Origin of the sequence: Scytonema millei VB511283 (assembly GCF_000817735.3) — a bacterium.
Classification (GTDB): domain Bacteria; phylum Cyanobacteriota; class Cyanobacteriia; order Cyanobacteriales; family Chroococcidiopsidaceae; genus Chroococcidiopsis; species Chroococcidiopsis millei_B.
Genome location: NZ_JTJC03000017.1, coordinates 201,947 through 219,860 on the forward strand (window position 1 = coordinate 201,947; position 17,914 = coordinate 219,860).

Sequence of the window (17,914 nt, forward strand, 5' to 3'; positions counted from 1 at the left end):
GATATTACTCAGAAATCTTCCTTTCTCGAATAAATCCATCTGTGATTTTACGGATGCTGGTTTACCACATATTTACGATAAAATTACACAAAAATACTCTACTGTGCTAAAACTTTTTAAACTATAGTTCATAGTAGATAAAACTTGATTTAAGGGCGACCAAAATCGCTTTATACATGGAAAGGCATTGTATGGTTAAGCCTACTATCTTCGGTGCTGCTGGTTCGTCCAGCGAAGCACAAACTGCAAGCAATCTTACCTCGCGGCAAACAAGCAACTTTGAAGAAGCACAGGAAACTATATATGCTTACTTGTTAGATATTATTAAGCAGTGGTCGCCTGAAAATGTTTTGAAAGAATTTCGGCATTTATTTATTCAAGATGACGATCCGCTCGACTCCAATGTCATCCGCTGTATCTACGAGATTGTGTTTGCCAACGATCGCCAAGAATTTCATTATACGCTCAAACGCTCGTGTTATATTCTCGTCAATAACTGGGTTTCTAAAAGAAAATTTAAATACATCCAACAGCTACTGGAAATTTTAAACGATCCGATTACTAAGCGAAAGTCTCTTTCACCAATGGTCGACCGCTTAAGAGGTTGGATACAAGCTTTTGCTAAAAGCGACGATTATCAAAAATTAGAATTGTATGCTCAGGCTAAATTTCAAGAACACGCTCGTTGGAATTCTCGCTACGCGCCAATCTTACTCTCAACTCAATACAACGACCTAAGAAACCCAATCGAACAGCGAGAAGCAGCTAGAAATAGAGCGTTACAACTGCGGTGTAGATTCAAGTTTGACTTGGCGATGTATATGGCACGGTTTGAATCTGCTGGAATCGACAGCCAAATTCAAAATCCGACAGATGTGGAGGATGATATTCTCCGAATCATCAAGCTTATCGTAGCTAAACGCGATACTTATAGCTATACAAACATGGCTAACGTATTTAGCAAAACAACTCAAGCGCAGAACTACAAAAAGTTCAAGCAAAGCTTAAAAGACTATCTACTTTGCTATGGAGAAAGTCAAGAGTTTTCTGATACATTAAAACTCAACTTATGGCATAAATTAGATTCGTTATATGAAACCTGGCACGATCAAACACTAACCGATACAATGTTGCTAAAAACATGTAACAAGTTGATCGACTATTTAACAACAGATAAGCGAAAACAGCCTTCACCGCTACTAGAATCATTAATATCACAAGGTAATCCGCTTACGGTTGTCATCCTGTTATTAAAGATTGTTTTAATTTGTCAACCCGCAAGAATACGTTTAGAAGCCTGTGTTGCCGACCTAATTATGTACTATGAAAAGTCTCCAGAAAGTTGCGGTTGGATGACTAATTTTATTGAAATTTTCACGATTATCTTTGCAATTTACGCAGATAATATGACGATTTCGGTCAAATAATTTTATGTCAGATAGCCAAGGAGCAACTTCTTATTTCTGACTTCCGACTTCCAACTTCCAACTGATTAACGCTAATCCCGCTCCAGCAGCTTCAGCAGTAATACTAATAAAGCGATATAAAGCGATCGCGCTAATGACTGCACCAGTAGAAAAGCTGTGTTGCAATAAAGCGATCGCCGTGACTTCAAAGACTCCTAAACCTCCAGGCGCACCAGGAATTACTAATCCCAATACCCAAGCTAAACTAAAAGCAGCAAATAATAAAGGAATACGCTCTATTGATAGCGGAATTATAGCTAGTAAAGTTAGTAAAAAACCCGTTCCTCTCAATCCCACGAAACCCAATTCGCCTAATAACGGTCGCCAAGGATAGCGTTTAATTTGGCAGAGAACGCGATCGCTTGTATTTACAGTCGATTTAAATTTCATTCGACTGAGCAACCGCATCGCCAAGTTTAGCAAATGAGGGTGAATTGCTAACAATACCCCAGCCAAGACAAAAAATAGTAACAATTGGATGTAACTTTGAGTTAGAGCGATCGCCGATTGGATTCCTAGCAAAGCCAACACGATTGCGGCAGCCGCCATTAATAGAGGTTCTAACAATACGCTTAAAGCTGCTATGCTGGTAGGAATACCAGCAGTTTTTGCCGCAGAAATTCGACCGTAGTAATGCCAGACATTCCCTGGTAAATATTTAGCAATATTTGTTTGCAAATAAACTCGCACGAATTGAGGAATATTGACGGTCTGGTTGAATTCCTCTAATATCCAAGTCCAGACCCATCCAGACCAAATATGAGCAATTAGAGTCACACCTAAAGCGATCGCTAAAGTTAGCCATCCTAAAGTAGCAATCCGAATTGCTGCTACTTCTTGCCAATTGTTTTTGAAAGCTGTTATTAAGAAAAACAAAGTCCCGCCTAGTATTATCCAGCGCAAGTAAGGTTTCAGGCGTGACAAAATGTGCTGCATTCAGTTTCCAATGTGAATCTCTCTTGAGTTAGAAACAAATTGAACTATAGCGATTGCAAAATGCACCCTTTGCTAGAGGTAGCGATCGTTCGTAAATGCCTAAGATTAGCAATCGTTGGTCAAATTCGAGCCACTTTATACAATAACGCCAAAATGCTCTTGACACACATATAAGTAAGTCTAATTGAAAGCATGAAATTTAGCACGCGGCTGAGATTAACAGTACTAGTGTTTGTTGCAGCACTTAGACCAAGGGCATTTGGCGGACTGGTTCAGTAAATAGGAGGGTTTTATGCAAAAGTTAACTACTTCGTTCAAAAAACTAAGATTGCGCCAAGTGCTGACAGTATGCCTAGTTAGCGTATTACTGATCTTCAGCACAGCTTGTAGCAATGCAACGACAGCCCAAGGTACAAACCCTAACAACCCTGCTGTACAAGCGGGTGGAAATAACAATCCTCACAAAAATCCTGGGGTCAACTCCAATAACGTAGATAAATACACTACCGATCCCACAGTTAAAGAAACACCTGATAAATCGCCAACTAATCGCGCTAGTTTAGATGGATATTCTCTGTTAGTAGCAGCGAATAGTGAAGGAATTCTTTACCCTGGCGCGGAAACACCAGAGGGTAGAGCAAGAATCGAAACAGAATTGCCAATTAAAACCGCCAAAGACTTCAAGCAACCCGAACCAGGTGGTTTGAACCAAAGAAATGAAGATTTAGGAGAGCGGATCGGTAACCGTTTAGAAAAGGTGCAAGAAGCTTTTAAAGAGGCATCGGAATTTGCTCAAGAAAAAGCAGCAGAAGGTAGCAGAAGACCAGAAGCTCAAAGCAATCCTGCTTTAGGTCAATAGGTTCTAATCGAGTAGCAAAATTTTGTGGTGAAACAAGAACAAAAAACATCTTGCTCTCACAAATCACTCTATCCAATTAAAGGGAGTATTAAAATGAACAGGATCGTAACTGCTGTGAAAAAAGTCCATCTAGGACGAATTTTAGTCACCTGTATAGCAGGAGTTTTACTCTTCGTCAGCACCGCTTGCTCTGGTGCTGTACAAGCAAAGAGTCCTGATGCAGGAGTTGTGACTGGAAGAAGACAGAATGTTCCGGCTGGGAAATTAGCTGTCCCAGGACAGAAGAATCCTAGACCAGAAGTTCCAGGTGGTACGGCAACTTCTCCCGATCGCGGCGTGGTGAACAAGTTCGAGGGAGGACCGACAATGAATGAATTTAGCGATGTCGATCCCAGAGCCAGAGATTTAGAGAAGGCAGCTAACAAAAAGGCTAATGCCTTAATCGAAAATGCCGAGCGCAACGTCATCGACCAAACAAGTGATGTTGGCGAAAACACCAAGCGAATTCTAGGTAAAAAAGGAGAGAACGCTGAAGATTTCGGCAAGAATGTTAACCGAAATACTGAGAGTCTCCAAGACAAGATTAAAGGTACTGCCGAAGACTTAGCCAAAGGTGCGAAGCGCGGTACGGAGAATATTAAAGACAACACCTCTGATGCTCTCCGAGGAGCAGACAGAAATGTCAGCCGTGCTGCGGAAGATGCCAAAGATACAGCTAGAGATTTAGGCAAGAGCGCTCAACGCAAAGCTGACGAAGCTGGACAAGCTGCCAGAAATGCAATTGACTAATTGTCTCACGTAATTTCTGTTGCCAAGGGTGAGCCTATGCTCGCCCTAATTTTTTGCTAGAAACAAACGAAGTCCCACAAAAGTAGAAGATTCCACGATCGCAAGTTCAAGCGCAATTTTTTCGTCAATTTGTCCCATCTCACTATTGCAAATTCTGTTCGTGCCAAGCTTGCAGCGCTAATCGATGAACTTCTCGCCAAGCAAGATCGTGCTGTCGAGCAATTTGCAAACAATCTTCGTATTCTGGCTGGACGTTAGTAATTTGACGCTCTGTGGCTGTACCAGTCCAAGCAATTTTAACTCGCACCGTACCGTATTTGATTGTTACAGCTTGGATTTCGCGCTGTAAAGCCAGCCGTTGTTGAGTATAGCGGCGAATACCTAAAGTTGTAGTTTCTCGAAAGGCGATCGCCTCAAGATCGGTCACCTTGTCAGGGTGGCAAATTACAGTGAGCAAAATGCCAGGGCGAGATTTTTTCATTCCAATCGACTGCGTAAAAACATCCAACGCTCCAGCTGCTAGCAGCGCTTCCAAGACGTAGCCGATCGCCTGGGGGTTAAGATCGTCGATCTGGGTTTCCAATACTGCGATCGCCTCTAAAAATGGGCTAGTATTTGATTCTTGTAGGGGTGCATCATGCAACGCCTCCACACCCAGCCACAAGCGCAGAATATTAGGGAGCGGTAGATTAATGGAACCCGCGCCCTGTCCGATCCGCTGTATCGTCATAGCAGGTGGAGAGCCAAAATCTGTAGCTAAAGTGGTGGCGATCGCGGCTCCCGTAGGCGTAACTAATTCCTTTTGGATACCGTTGCTGTAAACCGGACAAGCGCGCATTTCCCACAACTTCAATACCGCTGGTACGGGAACCGCCATCAGTCCGTGGGCGGCTTTTACTGTCCCGCCTCCCGTGGGTAAGGCAGAACAGTAAATTTTATCTATTCCCAACCAATCTAAACCCAAGCAAGTACCGACAATATCTACAATTGCATCCACCGCACCAACTTCGTGAAAGTGGACTTTCTCTGGCGCAATACCATGCACTGCTCCCTCAGCAACAGCTAGCTGACGAAAAACAGCTAAACTCCAAGCTTCAGCACGAGTCGGTAAATTAGCTTTGAGGATTAAATCTTCAATCTCGGGCAAATGACGACCGTGATGATGGGTATGATGGTCGTGGTGGTGATGCTCGTCGCCTAACAAATCGACATGAAATTTTGTTGCCAACTGCCCGTTACGGTGAACGGATTCAACCCTTAATTGATATTCCCGTTCAATTCCTAAGCCCTGAAGCTGTTCCTGTAAGTATTCTAGCGGCACGCCAGCATCTACCAGCGCTCCCAGACACATATCACCAGCAATGCCAGTAGGACATTCGAGGTAAGCTAGTTTTGTCATAAGTTAGTGGTGAGTGGTAGTTGGTAGTTGGTAGTTGGTAGTTGGTAGTTGCTTCCGTACCCCTCTGCTCCTCTGCTCCCCGACTCCCGTTCCCGACTCCCTCATTATGGCTACAGTTTACACTGTTCATCCAGATAATCCTCAGACTCGCACTGTGGAAGAGATTATCGCAGCGCTGCGCGATGGTGCAGTCATGCTGTATCCCACTGATACCGTCTACGCGATCGGCTGCGACCTTAATTCTAAATCGGCAGTGGAGCGAGTACGCCAGATCAAACAGCTATCAAATGATAAGCCGCTAACTTTTTTGTGTCCTTCGCTTTCCAATGTGGCAACTTATGCGATCGTCAGCGATCCTGCTTACCGGATTATGAGGCATTTAATCCCGGGATCGTATACTTTTCTGCTCCCTGCCACCAAGCTTGTACCGAAATTAGTCCAAAATCCCAAGCGCAAAACAACGGGAATTCGAGTCCCAAACCATAAAATTTGTGCTGCTTTATTAAATGCTTTGGGTAATCCGATTATTTCTACCTCAGCTCACTTACCACAAAATGGCAATGGGCGCTCTGCTCCGGCTGAAGCTAACTTATCGCGAGTCGAGTTATTCGATCGTCTAGACAAAATAGTAGACGCGATCGTCGATGATGGCTCGGAGCCCGAAGATGAAGTCTCGACAATTATTGACCTGACGACAGACGAACCAGAAATTATCCGTCAAGGTAAGGGCTGGGAAGCAGCCGTAGCATGGGTGTAATAAATTCAGAATTCGGAATTCGGAATTCGGAATTCGGAATTCGGAATTCCGAATTCACGCATTAGTTCGTACCCCACACCCTACACCCTACAACGCCAGTTGCTCATGGGGGGAACCCCCAAGACCGCACTGGCTCCCCCACACCCTTTCTTCACTGATAACTGATAACTGGTCACTGATTACTGAATTGACTCATCGAAAATTCTCATCAGCCGAATCGTGCCATTAAGTGTATTGTTTTGCTAAGTTAGTCTTAACATATTGAAAAGAAAGTCTTCCCCAGATCGCTGCGATCGCTCCAAATTAAGTTTCAATTGTGGAATAGGTAACGAGCGATACACAGACGTAAGTGGGCAGTATGTTAGAGAAATTAAGCGAACGTCTATTCGTTCTGAGGCGGTTATGGCTGTCTATTGTGCCCAGACTTCTAATTCATTGAGCCAGCAGTTGCAGAGAGTTTTTCAGACAATTGATGCTGAAAGTTGCCCGCTAACTTTCAACTTTCACATGCACACGGTATATTCTGACGGTAGGTTAGAACCGGAAGAAGCGATCGAGCAAGCAATTTCACTCGGGCTGCGAGGATTGGCAATTACCGACCACCATACTATAGGTGGGTATCGAGCTGCTCAGCGTTATTTAGCCCAATGGCAACTGCATCATCCAGATTTAGAAGACTGCGTGCCTCAATTATGGAGTGGAGTTGAGATTAATGCCGGATTGTTAGACACAGAAGTGCATATTCTGGCATATGCATTCGATCCCCAACACGCACGTATGCAGCCCTATCTCCAAAGACGTACTGCAACCGAAGAAGCATATTGTGCTGCTAGCATTATTAGTGCAATCCATGAAGCAGGGGGATTAGCAGTGTTAGCTCACCCAGCTCGCTACAAGCGATCGCCTTTCGATCTAATTGCTGCTGCTAACCAACTGGGAGTTGATGGGGTGGAAACATATTATGCCTACAACAATCCCCATCCCTGGCAACCTAGCCCGAAAGAAACTCAACAAGTATACGCTCTGGCTCAACAGTACCACTTGTTAAATACCTGCGGTACGGACACCCACGGTCGTAGCATTCTCCAGCGTCTGTAACTAGGGATGAGAAGGATTAGAATTCAAAATTCTGAAACTCCTGTACGGGCGGGTTTAGCACAAGATTCAGGACTACCAAGGCGAGATTTACGTGCAAAACCCGCCCCTACGACTTCTGGCTTGCTGATAACTGATAACTGATAACTGATAACTGGTCACTGGTCACTAGTCACTGGTAACTGAATTTGCTCCCAAGCAGTCCCTTTGTAGCCGTAAGAAAATATTTCTGGATGGAGAATCTCGGCGAGAATTTCTAGGGAATCGACTAAGCGTGGACCCGGACGGTTGAAATAAGCGTTACCGTCAGTAGCATAGACTCTACCACTTTTAACTGCTCGTAGATGCTGCCATTCTGGGCGCTGCGTTAGAGGCAAAATTTCAGCCTGGGTGCGGTTGAGGTCAAGACCGCAAGGCATGACAACAATAATACTTGGATCGGCAGCTATCAGGTTTTCCCACCTTACTTGAGCGGAAGCCTGACCGGAAACACTGAATAAGGATTGTCCCCCGGCGATCGCCACTAGTTCGGGAATCCAGTTACTTGCTACCATGAGAGGATCGATCCACTCAATGCATACGACTGTTGGTAATTCTGACACCGATAGCCCGCGAACCTTTTGCCGACAAATTTCAATCCGCGACTGAATATTTTCAATTAATCTATTTGCATCGACTCCGAGCGTCTGAGCTACACGCTCTATATCCGCCCACACGTCTGCTAAAACGTTGGGTTGAAGAGAGATGACGTGAGGTTGAGAATGCGTTAGGTTAGCAACTGCTTTTTCTACTTCACCCAGACTTACGGCACAAACATCGCACTGGTCTTGAGTGACTATGTGGGTTGGCTGTAACTGTTCTAAGAGGTCAGTTTCAATTTGGTAGATGCTAAGTGCTGATTGGATTAATCGATCGACATCCTGATGAATCTCAGCGCTACTACCATTAGAGTTAATTCGCGCCCGCGTACAAGCCGGACGATCGAGTATTTCTGGAGGAAAATCGCATTCGTGCGATCGCCCGACCACCGCGTCTGTTAGACCCAATGCTGCTAAAATCTCGGTGGCACTAGGAATCAGCGAGACTATTCTGAGATCTTGCTCTTTCATCAGTCGCTCCTACATCTCAACTTGAATCCTGTCACTTCAGCGTTAAACTAGTTTTTTAGCAAAAAATTATACAATTAGCACAAATACTTGTTAAGTATAATCAAATTCTACTTGAGATTGCACTGCTATCAATCAATCTCTAGTATTACATCCGAATTTTTAATGGAAAACTCTTATATATCGCCTCTTGACGCTAAAAAGCTACTTGCTTTCTAATGAAAGAATCAAAGAAAATATACAAAGAAATGATACTAAAAAACCTAACTTAAGAAATAACTAAGAATTTCACGATTGAGAAAAATTTAGATCGGAGTCACGATAAAAAGTAGAGTTGGCGATCGCAGCTAAGATTGCCAAGCTGCAAAACTACTAGAACTCTTATGCTGAATGAGCAATCCTGAACGACAATCTGTGACGCACGTAAACCCAGCCCCACTGAAAATATTATTAGTGGGGCAACCTAGTTTGGAGCTAAGGATTCGGGAAATGTTACGGGCAGTCTCCACCCCGTTACAACTCGTTTGGCAAGAGCGGGTGCAGGCAGCTTTAGCGGATCTCAAAATAGAATCAGCTAGTGTTGTCCTACTCGAACTCGATCGAGCTGGGCAAAAACTCAAACAATTGCGGTTAGCTTACCCGCACATGCCAATTGTTGTTTTAGGAGAAGACGAAGCAGAAAATGTCCAAAAAGCATTAGCCCAAGGAGCGCAGGAATATTTAGTCAAGGCAGAAGTAGAGGCGCAGGGATTACTGAGGGCATTGCGCTATGCAATCGAGCGCCAGCAGTGGCAACACACTCAATCCCAGCTCAAGCAAGCCGAGGAAAAGTTAAGCCTTTACCAAGAAATTATTGCTAATTCTAATAACGCGATCGCAATTTATGACTCTCAAGGCAATTTTGTCGAACAAAACGCCGCTCACCGCGCTCTATTAGGGTACGAAGATGAGGAACTGTGCAAACAGAAAAGAGACGCAATTTTCTCGTCGAAAGCACAGGTGGCGGAGATTTCCACTCAATTGCAAAATGGTGATAATTATCGAGGAGAAGTGACTCTGCACCGTCGGCAAGGATGGTTGGTGACAGTAGAGTTATTTGCTTTTCCCCTGCGCGATCGCTCGGGAGAACTAGTTTACTACGTAGGAATTGGACGAGATGTCACGGAAAGGTTGCAGGCAGAATCTACCCTCAAAGAACGCGATCGCCTGCTGGCGGCTGTCGCCACTGCTAACAATCACCTGCTCACCACCACAGATTTCTCTGCTGCCATCACCCTAGCCCTAGAAACTTTGGGTCAAGCCTGTAATGTCGATCGAGTTTACGTATTTGAAAATCATCTTCATCCAAGCACGGGTGAACTCTTAATGAGTCAGCGATTTGAGTGGACTAGTTCTACCGTCATCGCTCAAATCGATAATCCAGAATTGCAAAGCCTGTCATATCAGACCTGCTCTCCTTCATGGTATGACAACTTAGTTGCAGGTAAATCAATTGGTGGACTAGTCCAAAATTTACCGGCGCACGAACGCGAAGTTTTAGATCGGCAACAGATTATCTCCATTTTAGTCGTACCGATCTTTCTCGAAGGTCAATTTTGGGGCTTCGTCGGCTTTGACGACTGCCATCGAGAACGTCAGTGGACGGAAACCGAACGAGCGATCCTCAGCGCCGCAGCGGGTAGCATTGGTGGTGCGATCGCGCGCCAGCAAACAAAAGTGGCGCTTCAAGAAAGCGAATTACAATTTCGTGCCATTTTTGAACATTCCAGTATCGGGATCGGTCTTTCAGACTTGGAAGGAGGGCAGATTGATAGCAATCCAGCCCTATGTCACATTCTGGGTTACAGTCGGGAAGAACTGTTAAAAATGAGTTTTACTGACTACACTCATCCAAATGACATTGCCGCAGATGTCAAACTTTTTTACGAACTAGTGATGGGTCAACGCGATCGCTACGAGATCGAGAAACGATACATTCGTAAAGATGGTTGTCAAGTCTGGTGTCGCCTGAATCATTCACTCGTGCGAGATAGCGCGAATCGCCCTCAGTTTGTCATTGCTTTAGTAGAAGATATTACCATTCACAAACAGATAGAAAATCATCTCCGCGACAGTAAGGAAGCAGCAGAAGCAGGTAGTCGGGCGAAAAGCGAATTTTTGGCGATTATGAGCCACGAACTACGCACGCCTTTGAATGGAGTCTTAGGGCTATCGCAGCTGCTAGGACAAGAGTTATTTGGCAGTCTCAATGCTAAGCAAAAAGAATACGTAAGCTGCATTCACAGCAGTGGCGAACACTTACTAGCTCTCATTAACGATGTCCTCGACCTCTGCAAAGTCGAAGCAGGTAGGGAAGAACTGACGCTGGTGCGGCTAAATGTTCGGGATTTATGCACTTACTGTTTGAGTGTCGTACGCGATCGCGCTGTTGCCAAGCAGTTGCAATTAGTCAGTGAAATCGATCCGCAAATTGACACCTGTATTGCTGACGAGCGCCGTGTCAGGCAAATGCTATTAAATTTACTTGCGAATGCGATTAAATTTACTCCCAAGGGGCAAGTATCGCTACGGGTAGAACGAGTCAACAAAGGAATTGCTTTTAAGGTTGCAGACACGGGAATAGGCATTGAGCGATCGCAGCTAAACCTATTATTTCAGCCGTTCAAACAGCTGGATAGTCGATTAAACCGACAGTATGAAGGCACGGGGTTGGGTTTATCGTTAACCCGTAAGTTAGCGCGGTTGCACGGCGGCGATGTCACTGTCCGCTCGACTGTAGGTAAAGGCAGTGAATTTACCTTATGGTTGCCAAACGCTTACCCAAACGATCTATGTCAAGAGCCAGCTAAGGAGCGATCGCTCCTATCGCCAACCGAGCCAAAGCTATCCTGTAAACGTCCTGCTAATGGCTGTCGATCGCCAATCGCTAAACGGATTCTGATTGTAGAAGACGACGATCGCAGCGCCCTACTATTGCAAGACTACTTTGAGATCGTCGGCTACCAAGTCAAGCATCTCAAACATCCTCAGAACTTTCAGGGGATATTATATCTCTACCAGCCAGATTTACTGCTATTAGACGTACAGCTACCAGGTGGTGTGTCAGGAATGGATTTGCTTTGCAGTTTGCGCCAGCAATCAGAGTGGCAAAAATTACCTGCGATTATTCTTACCGCTTCGGTAAAGGCGGGAGAACGCGATCGCTTTTTAGCAGCTGGAGCCGACGACTACTTCAGCAAACCCATAGGCATTGCTCAAATTGAAAAAATCTTGATGCAGTATTTAAGCTAGTGACCAGTTATCAGTTATCAGTTATCAGTTATCAGTTAATCGTCAACCATCAACCGTCTTCACGTAGCTTGCTTCCCCGAAGGGGTAGTGTAGCGCAGCGTTTACCATCAACCATCAACCATCAACCATCAACCGTCAACCGTCAACCGTCAACCGTCAACCGTCAACCAATGACCTAATAGCATTGATTTTTCTGCGTTTCCTGAGCAGTTTTTGCCGTACCACCAACCAACACTATTGGATTAGCACCACCGTTGTGAATGTCGTATTGACCGTTATTATTAAAGGTGTTGCTGCTAGCTAAATCGATCTGTGCTAGAGAACAAGCCGCGATCGCAATTCCATCCCTTTGATTATTTTCGATCGCGTTGTTGCGTAGTACCGGACGCGCTTCTTGAGAAACAAAAATCCCATCCCTGTTGTGAATAATTTTGTTTTCCACGACTATAGGTGCAGCCGTACCACCAATCGCTAGTCCGAAACCAGTGTCTTGAAACAGGTTGTTGCGAATCTCTCCTTGAGCTTCGTTAGCTAAAGACATGCCGTTACCACCATTTTTCACAAAGACATTTGCGGCAATTTTAGGTGTAGCAGTCCCAGTGACAAAAATTCCTTCTCGATGGTTGTTGGTGAAGGTGCTGTACTTTACGGTGGGATTAGTTGATTCAATCCACAATCCCGTCCCCCGTAAGTTGGAGTTACCAATTGTCACACCAATAATTGTGCTATCTTTTTCAGCAACAACAGCAACATTCTGACGCGCAAACGTGCGGCTGAGATAGCGTCCACCACCATTAATCACAACGTTCTGACCGTTAGTAGCAACATCACCTTTGAGCGTTACACCTGATTTGAGTTTTAGGGGAAATACTTCACCACTGTGAGCCGAGTACGTACCAGCAGCTAACTGAATTAGGGTTCCCGATGGTGCTTGTCGTAAAGCAAAAGTAATAGTACGCAACGGAATTGAGGGGTCTTTACCCGCTGTGGCAGCATCTATACCTGTTGCAGAATTAACGTAAATTATCTGCTGACTTGGTAGGGCTTTGACTCTAGAAATAGAAGCTTGGTGCTGTACGGGATTTGGTTGTGCTTGGGTGGGAAAATTCGCCATGCCAATACACAAAGATCCAGCGATCGCGCCAGCTTGACAAAACCTGATGATTGTGGGAAAGTTCATACCTATCCTAGACTTATACTTCCTGATTGTTTGCGTGCCAGCCTGACTTACAGCAGTTGGAGGAGAAGATGCACGTCTTCAGTAGGTGTTCGCCTACAAATTGCGATCGCGACAAACTGCGATCGTCCTCTTGCTACTAAAAAAGTAATTAGCTGTGTTATTTGATATTTCTTGTGAGGTTCTCCTGCTACCGTTTGCTCACTCAGAAACGCTTTCACACACCACAATTGAAAGCTCGTCCACACACCAGAATTAACTAGGCAGTTAAGGAGTACCCAGCGCCTAAACTTGCGACTGGCTTAATTCGCAGCAGCAACCTTTATGCACCGATGAAATAAACCTTAAACTTTCAGCTCTGGCTTTGACAGTCGGTAAAAGTCATCAAGTGTGTCAGTCAGAAAAAGTCATATCGAAGTCAGAAGTCGTAGGGGCGGGTTTTTTGAAAATATCTCTACTAAAGTAGATAATTCTGCCCTCAAACCCGTCCGCACAGAAGTCGGAATGGCACAAGCGTTTTATGATTGGGTACAACAATGGATTTGTGCTGACTATTTGTCAATTAACAAAATATTAAAATTATTGCTGAAAGAAATATTAGTAGTTATTCTGATTAGTCATTAGGAAGCGAGTAGTGACTAGATAAAAGCATTGAGCCGCTAGCTACTAGTTACTAGTCATTGATAACTGATAACTGATAACTGATAACTGATAATTGATAATGGATGTCGAACTAGGCTTAAAGATTGTCGAGCAAATTCTGGAAAAAAAACACTTATCCAAAGTGCAGGAAATCTTGCTGCAACAGTCTTTGGCAGGACATTCTTACACAGAAATTGCTAAAGCTTCCGGCTATGATGCTGGTTATCTCAAAGATGCAGGCTCCCAACTGTGGCAAAGTCTCAGTCATGTTTTGGGAGAAAAGGTAAGTAAAAATAATTTGGTTGCCGTACTAAAACGTAATTCATTCCGCTTTGCGCGTACAGAACCAGACAGACAATTCAATTCACAATTTACAAGTGATACTAATGCTACACCACCCAAATACAATTCACAATTAAATCCTACTTCCTATTCGACTCCCAACCCCCCTGTACGGACGGGTTTTGAGCAAAGATCTATTGACGTAAGCCGTGAATCTTTTGATAAACCCGCCCCGATGACTCCCGACTTCCAAAACTTGGAACCAGAAATTGATATTTCTCTTTTTTGCGGACGTAGTACTGAATTAGCTTTATTAGAAAAATGGATTTTAGGTGACAATAACTCTATTTCACGCTGTCGTGTGGTAGCAATTGTAGGAATGGGTGGGATTGGTAAAACTGCTTTATCTGCTAAGTTAGTAATTCAGATTCAGGATAAATTTGACTGTACGATTTGGCGATCGCTAAAATCTGCACCTTCTCTATCTGAATTATTGTCAGACATAATTCCCATCCTGACTCAACGACTCGATCCTTATCTTCCAGAAAAATTGGGCGATCGCATTTCACTTTTACTCTCTTATTTACGTCAGCAGCGCTGTCTTTTAATCTTAGATAGTTGGGAAACAATTCTGGCTAGCAACGATCGCTTGGGCTGTTATCGAGAAGGTTTTGAAGGTTATGGGGAGATGATCGAGCGTTTGGGTACAGAAATTCATCAAAGTTGCTTAATTCTCACTAGCCGAGAAAAACCTAAAGAAGTTATCGCTTATTCAGGAGAAAAACTTGCAGTGCGATCGCTACAACTTACTGGACTAAAAGTCACTGAAATTAATACTATTTATCAGACGATTAATACTTTTTGGGGAAGTCCTGAAGAATGGCAACAGTTAGTTGATTATTACAGTGGTAATCCGCTTAGTCTCAAAATAGTTGCGGCTGTCATTCAAGATTTGTTTGACGGTAATATTTCTCAATTTTTACAATGTTGGCGATCGGAAGTTTTTATTCTTGACGGAATTCGAGATTTACTAGACTCTCAGTTTAATCGCTTATCCGATTTAGAAACAGAAGTGATGTATTGGTTGGCGATCGAGCGAGAACCAGTTACGGTAATCGAATTGCAAGACGATTTACTTTCTATTCTCTCTAAACAACAGCTCGTTAATACTTTAAATTCTCTTTGCCGTCGTTGTTTAATTGATAAAAATGACGGAAAATTTATTCAAAGCTCGTTAATTATAGATTATATGACTGAAAAGTTTACTCAACAAATCTATCAAGAAATAAGTTGAGAAGATGGCGAGGTTTTTGGCGATCGCCCATCTTTAAAAAATCAATACTTAAGATACTATTGGAGCGACTATAGATTTCAACAATAAGTTACTTGCATAGTTCTCAAAAAACGTAGCTTTGAACTTTTATATATAACTTTATAATATCATGTTTTGCTGATTAACTATCGCTGAATTGTAAGGTAAGTAATGTCTGTTATCTACTTGAATTAATATTTTGATTGTAAGGTGGGCAATGCCAACCTTACGCTTAAGCTTTCACTAAATAAATTTAAGTGTTTATACACTTATATCTAGGATTCATCTCTCAATTTTTCAGAATGGTGTTTGTTTTTCAAAAGCCTATCCAAAGTCATAATGCTCAGCGCTCCCGTGATACAAACACCGTAAAGAGGAATAAGCACGATTGGATAAGTAATGATATTTCTCATTAAAGGATCGTTCAGCAGAACATTAAATGTGAAACCCGTACCAACTGCGATCGCAAAATCTAACATTCCAAAAGTGTGAAATACAAGATACTTACTGCGGCTTTCTCTTAATAATAAAACAATCGGTACTAATAGACCCACTGCTAAATCTCCAATACCAGCGTCAATCGTAAACTGTATCGGTAGCAGATTTTGGCTACCATAATGGAAAAATATCAGTGCTGCGACAATTCGCCATACATGATAAATAGTGAGGTGCTTGAGGTCAATAGACCAAATATACGACCTAAAATCTTCATTGAAATAGTACACCAAAACTGGAATGGTAATACCTGCCATAACTAACAGTGGAACCCAGTTTGTATTAATGTTGGAGAGAATTCCGAAATACCCCGTAGCAAATACGGCAGTACCCCAAATCGTTAATATTAAGACAAAACAGCGTTCTGTAGTTACGTTTTTAGCGTGACCGTTTGTACTCATATAGACTCCTTGCGTTGAATAAAATTCTAAATTTGAGCAGTTTTTATCAAAATAGTGTATATACACTTATTTGACGGGAATGAGCGCATAGACTCTTTGAAATCATTAGATCTCTTGCGCTAAGGATACGGTGTTAGACAAAGCCATTAGCAGCGAACTCCATTGTTGTTTACCCAATCTATTTATTACTGAAGCTTGCGCCTGTTCCCATAAAGGTAATGCTGTAGCCAATGCATCGCGACCTTTTGCTGTTAGGGAAACAACCCGTATCCGTCGATCCTCACCTGGCTGAATGATAACTAAACCTTCTCTTTCCAATGGTTTTAGATTGCGCGTCAGTGTCGTTCTATCCATAACTAAGCGAGCGGCTAGATCGTTGATCGTTCCCGAACCTGTTTGAGCGATCGCTACTAATATCGTGAACTGGGTAATTAATAATCCACTTGGCTTGAGTTGCTCGTCAAAAATTTGCGTTACAACGCGAGTGGCTTTGCGGAGATTAAAGCAGGTACAAGTATTAGCAACGTTGCCTAGCTGAACTAAATTAAATTGGGTCTTTTGCTCTGACATATATTAAGTGTATATACACTTATTTGACTTGTCAAGCTTTAAAGATATGTCATTAGATGTTTGCGGTTGGATTACTCGATCTTCCCCGCAAACACGCGCTCTGCCGGACCCGTCATGTAAAGTTTTTGGTCTTGCGACCATTCAATTTGCAGACAGCCACCAGGAAGCTCTACAGTAGCAACGCGATCGCATTTTCCTACTAGTACTCCAGCCACTAAGGAAGCACAAGCACCCGTACCGCAGGCTAAAGTTGCCCCAGCACCGCGTTCCCAAACCCGCATTTTCAAGTAATCTCTGCTTGTGACTTGAATAAATTCCGTATTCGTGCGCTGGGGAAAAACTGGATGATGTTCAAACTGGGGTCCGATCTCCTCTAGGGGAATAGCAGCCACATCATCGACAAAGGTAATACAGTGAGGATTACCCATACTGACACAGGTAACTGACCAAGTTCGATCTGCAACGTCTAGAGATTGGTTAATAACTTTCTCTCCAGCAGCAGTGAGGGTAGTTGGAATTTCCGCCGCTAACAATCTTGGTTCTCCCATGTCTACCTTCACCTGACCGTCAGCAGTGAGTTGAGGGACGATGATACCAGCTAAAGTATGAATGCGAAGGCAAGAGGTAAGATTCGTGTTTGCCTCTAAATCTCCTAGAAATTTGGCAAAACAGCGAATTCCGTTACCGCACATTTCCGGTTCCGAACCATCGGAGTTGAAAATTCGCATGGTGTAATCAGCGCCGTTGGTTCCAGGTAGAGCAAAGATGACACCATCAGCACCAATCCCAAAATGGCGATCGCATAGTTTGACAGCCTGCTCTGGCGTAACGATTGGTTCGCTAGAGGCGCGATTGTCAATCAAAATAAAATCGTTACCTAACCCGTGATATTTAACAAATTCGATAGTCATGTTTAGAACGGTGAGTAGGGAGTAGGGAGTAGGGAGTAGGGAGTGGTTTAACAACTCCTGACTTCCGACTCCTCTTTTTTGACTTTTAACTTTTGACTTTTGACTTTTAACTTTTGACTTCTCCAATGACAGCTGGAAGCCTAATCGAGGGAACTATCAATATATAGGAATTAAAGTTCAGTATAAACATGGCTAGCGACTACGATACAGCATTACCTAGTATTCGGCAGGTACAATCTCTGATTAAAAGTCAGATTGTCGTAGAAATGAAACTCATGACAGGCGACTCGCTGACGGGTAGATTAGGCTGGCAAGATTCTAATTGCGTTTGCCTAATTGATGACAGCGATCGCTCCACTACAATTTGGCGACAAGCGATCGCCTACCTCAGACCGAGAGTTAGGGAAGTGAGAGAAGAAGAATAAT

19 protein-coding genes are annotated in these 17,914 nt (G+C 43.5%); 11 read left to right on the forward strand and 8 right to left on the reverse strand.

Annotation, left to right across the window (positions count from 1 at the left end; translation table 11 throughout):
• Positions 1-191 precede the first annotated feature (191 nt).
• Entirely contained in the window at positions 192-1,427 is a 1,236-nt protein-coding gene (locus tag QH73_RS26535; protein ID WP_052289785.1) for a Sll1247 family protein, read from the forward strand.
• Positions 1,428-1,457: 30 nt separating this feature from the next.
• On the opposite strand, the gene QH73_RS26540 is transcribed toward QH73_RS26535, so the two are convergent.
• Entirely contained in the window at positions 1,458-2,402 is a 945-nt protein-coding gene (locus QH73_RS26540) for a lysylphosphatidylglycerol synthase domain-containing protein (RefSeq protein WP_039713728.1), read from the reverse strand.
• A 292-nt stretch (positions 2,403-2,694) separates the two neighbouring features.
• Here QH73_RS26540 and QH73_RS26545 point away from each other — a divergent pair, with 292 nt between their 5' ends.
• Positions 2,695-3,261, forward strand: a complete 567-nt coding sequence (locus tag QH73_RS26545) for a DUF6658 family protein (protein ID WP_039713727.1) — start codon at positions 2,695-2,697, stop codon at positions 3,259-3,261.
• Between the two features lie 93 nt (positions 3,262-3,354).
• Positions 3,355-4,050: a hypothetical protein gene (locus QH73_RS26550; RefSeq protein WP_052289784.1), complete on the forward strand. Its 696-nt coding sequence runs from the start codon at positions 3,355-3,357 to the stop codon at positions 4,048-4,050.
• A 142-nt stretch (positions 4,051-4,192) separates the two neighbouring features.
• On the opposite strand, the gene larC is transcribed toward QH73_RS26550, so the two are convergent.
• Entirely contained in the window at positions 4,193-5,449 is a 1,257-nt protein-coding gene (larC, locus tag QH73_RS26555) for a nickel pincer cofactor biosynthesis protein LarC (protein WP_039713726.1), read from the reverse strand.
• A gap of 106 nt (positions 5,450-5,555) precedes the next feature.
• On the opposite strand from larC, the gene QH73_RS26560 reads away from it, so the two are divergent.
• From QH73_RS26560 to QH73_RS29055, 3 genes are all read left to right on the forward strand, one after another.
• Positions 5,556-6,206 carry an L-threonylcarbamoyladenylate synthase gene (locus tag QH73_RS26560; RefSeq protein WP_039713725.1) on the forward strand — a complete coding sequence of 217 codons (651 nt, stop codon included), beginning with the start codon at positions 5,556-5,558 and terminating at the stop codon, positions 6,204-6,206.
• 402 nt (positions 6,207-6,608) lie between these two features.
• Positions 6,609-7,304, forward strand: a complete 696-nt coding sequence (locus QH73_RS26565) for a PHP domain-containing protein (protein ID WP_039713724.1) — start codon at positions 6,609-6,611, stop codon at positions 7,302-7,304.
• A 6-nt stretch (positions 7,305-7,310) separates the two neighbouring features.
• Complete coding sequence (locus QH73_RS29055; RefSeq protein WP_286194202.1) at positions 7,311-7,445, forward strand: hypothetical protein; 135 nt, start codon at positions 7,311-7,313, stop codon at positions 7,443-7,445.
• Positions 7,446-7,459: 14 nt separating this feature from the next.
• Here the strand turns inward: QH73_RS29055 and QH73_RS26570 are convergent, their stop codons facing one another.
• Entirely contained in the window at positions 7,460-8,410 is a 951-nt protein-coding gene (locus tag QH73_RS26570) for a cobalamin-binding protein (protein ID WP_039713723.1), read from the reverse strand.
• 387 nt (positions 8,411-8,797) lie between these two features.
• Here QH73_RS26570 and QH73_RS26575 point away from each other — a divergent pair, with 387 nt between their 5' ends.
• A complete protein-coding gene (locus tag QH73_RS26575; RefSeq protein WP_132867266.1) occupies positions 8,798-11,698 on the forward strand; it encodes a PAS domain S-box protein in 2,901 nt (966 codons plus the stop codon).
• Positions 11,698-11,877, forward strand: a complete 180-nt coding sequence (locus QH73_RS27930; RefSeq protein WP_201278359.1) for a hypothetical protein — start codon at positions 11,698-11,700, stop codon at positions 11,875-11,877. Before QH73_RS26575 ends, QH73_RS27930 begins: the two co-directional genes overlap by 1 nt.
• Here QH73_RS27930 and QH73_RS26585 read toward each other — a convergent pair.
• Both QH73_RS26585 and QH73_RS26590 read right to left on the reverse strand, forming a co-directional pair.
• Complete coding sequence (locus QH73_RS26585) at positions 11,874-12,878, reverse strand: DUF1565 domain-containing protein (protein ID WP_039713722.1); 1,005 nt, start codon at positions 12,876-12,878, stop codon at positions 11,874-11,876. The genes QH73_RS27930 and QH73_RS26585 overlap by 4 nt on opposite strands.
• 47 nt (positions 12,879-12,925) lie before the next feature.
• Entirely contained in the window at positions 12,926-13,096 is a 171-nt protein-coding gene (locus QH73_RS26590; RefSeq protein WP_165587791.1) for a hypothetical protein, read from the reverse strand.
• Between the two features lie 169 nt (positions 13,097-13,265).
• Here QH73_RS26590 and QH73_RS26595 point away from each other — a divergent pair, with 169 nt between their 5' ends.
• Both QH73_RS26595 and QH73_RS26600 read left to right on the forward strand, forming a co-directional pair.
• Positions 13,266-13,499, forward strand: a complete 234-nt coding sequence (locus QH73_RS26595) for a hypothetical protein (protein WP_132867268.1) — start codon at positions 13,266-13,268, stop codon at positions 13,497-13,499.
• 97 nt (positions 13,500-13,596) lie between these two features.
• Positions 13,597-15,093, forward strand: coding sequence for a helix-turn-helix domain-containing protein (locus tag QH73_RS26600; protein WP_052289782.1), 1,497 nt, complete (start codon positions 13,597-13,599; stop codon positions 15,091-15,093).
• A gap of 293 nt (positions 15,094-15,386) precedes the next feature.
• On the opposite strand, the gene QH73_RS26605 is transcribed toward QH73_RS26600, so the two are convergent.
• The 3 genes from QH73_RS26605 to dapF form a co-directional block, all read right to left on the reverse strand.
• Positions 15,387-16,007 (reverse strand): DUF8737 domain-containing protein, encoded by a 621-nt coding sequence (locus QH73_RS26605; RefSeq protein ID WP_039713721.1) that lies wholly within the window; start codon positions 16,005-16,007, stop codon positions 15,387-15,389.
• A gap of 105 nt (positions 16,008-16,112) precedes the next feature.
• A complete protein-coding gene (locus tag QH73_RS26610; protein ID WP_039713720.1) occupies positions 16,113-16,577 on the reverse strand; it encodes a MarR family winged helix-turn-helix transcriptional regulator in 465 nt (154 codons plus the stop codon).
• 71 nt (positions 16,578-16,648) lie between these two features.
• Positions 16,649-17,488, reverse strand: coding sequence for a diaminopimelate epimerase (dapF, locus tag QH73_RS26615; protein WP_039713719.1), 840 nt, complete (start codon positions 17,486-17,488; stop codon positions 16,649-16,651).
• 188 nt (positions 17,489-17,676) lie between these two features.
• Between dapF and QH73_RS26620 the strand changes: the two genes are divergently transcribed.
• On the forward strand, positions 17,677-17,913 hold the full coding sequence (locus QH73_RS26620) for an Hfq-related RNA-binding protein (RefSeq protein WP_039713718.1): 237 nt from the start codon (positions 17,677-17,679) through the stop codon (positions 17,911-17,913).
• The last annotated feature ends 1 nt before the right edge of the window (position 17,914 follow it).

Bases quoted from the DNA above. Each gene is read 5' to 3' on its own strand.
- QH73_RS26535 (WP_052289785.1), top strand. From the start codon at position 192: ATGGTTAAGCCTACTATCTTCGGTGCTGCTGGTTCGTCCAGCGAAGCA.
- QH73_RS26540 (WP_039713728.1), bottom strand. From the start codon at position 2,402: ATGCAGCACATTTTGTCACGCCTGAAACCTTACTTGCGCTGGATAATA.
- QH73_RS26545 (WP_039713727.1), top strand. From the start codon at position 2,695: ATGCAAAAGTTAACTACTTCGTTCAAAAAACTAAGATTGCGCCAAGTG.
- QH73_RS26550 (WP_052289784.1), top strand. From the start codon at position 3,355: ATGAACAGGATCGTAACTGCTGTGAAAAAAGTCCATCTAGGACGAATT.
- larC (WP_039713726.1), bottom strand. From the start codon at position 5,449: ATGACAAAACTAGCTTACCTCGAATGTCCTACTGGCATTGCTGGTGAT.
- QH73_RS26560 (WP_039713725.1), top strand. From the start codon at position 5,556: ATGGCTACAGTTTACACTGTTCATCCAGATAATCCTCAGACTCGCACT.
- QH73_RS26565 (WP_039713724.1), top strand. From the start codon at position 6,609: ATGGCTGTCTATTGTGCCCAGACTTCTAATTCATTGAGCCAGCAGTTG.
- QH73_RS29055 (WP_286194202.1), top strand. From the start codon at position 7,311: ATGAGAAGGATTAGAATTCAAAATTCTGAAACTCCTGTACGGGCGGGT.
- QH73_RS26570 (WP_039713723.1), bottom strand. From the start codon at position 8,410: ATGAAAGAGCAAGATCTCAGAATAGTCTCGCTGATTCCTAGTGCCACC.
- QH73_RS26575 (WP_132867266.1), top strand. From the start codon at position 8,798: ATGAGCAATCCTGAACGACAATCTGTGACGCACGTAAACCCAGCCCCA.
- QH73_RS26585 (WP_039713722.1), bottom strand. From the start codon at position 12,878: ATGAACTTTCCCACAATCATCAGGTTTTGTCAAGCTGGCGCGATCGCT.
- QH73_RS26600 (WP_052289782.1), top strand. From the start codon at position 13,597: ATGGATGTCGAACTAGGCTTAAAGATTGTCGAGCAAATTCTGGAAAAA.
- QH73_RS26605 (WP_039713721.1), bottom strand. From the start codon at position 16,007: ATGAGTACAAACGGTCACGCTAAAAACGTAACTACAGAACGCTGTTTT.
- QH73_RS26610 (WP_039713720.1), bottom strand. From the start codon at position 16,577: ATGTCAGAGCAAAAGACCCAATTTAATTTAGTTCAGCTAGGCAACGTT.
- dapF (WP_039713719.1), bottom strand. From the start codon at position 17,488: ATGACTATCGAATTTGTTAAATATCACGGGTTAGGTAACGATTTTATT.
- QH73_RS26620 (WP_039713718.1), top strand. From the start codon at position 17,677: ATGGCTAGCGACTACGATACAGCATTACCTAGTATTCGGCAGGTACAA.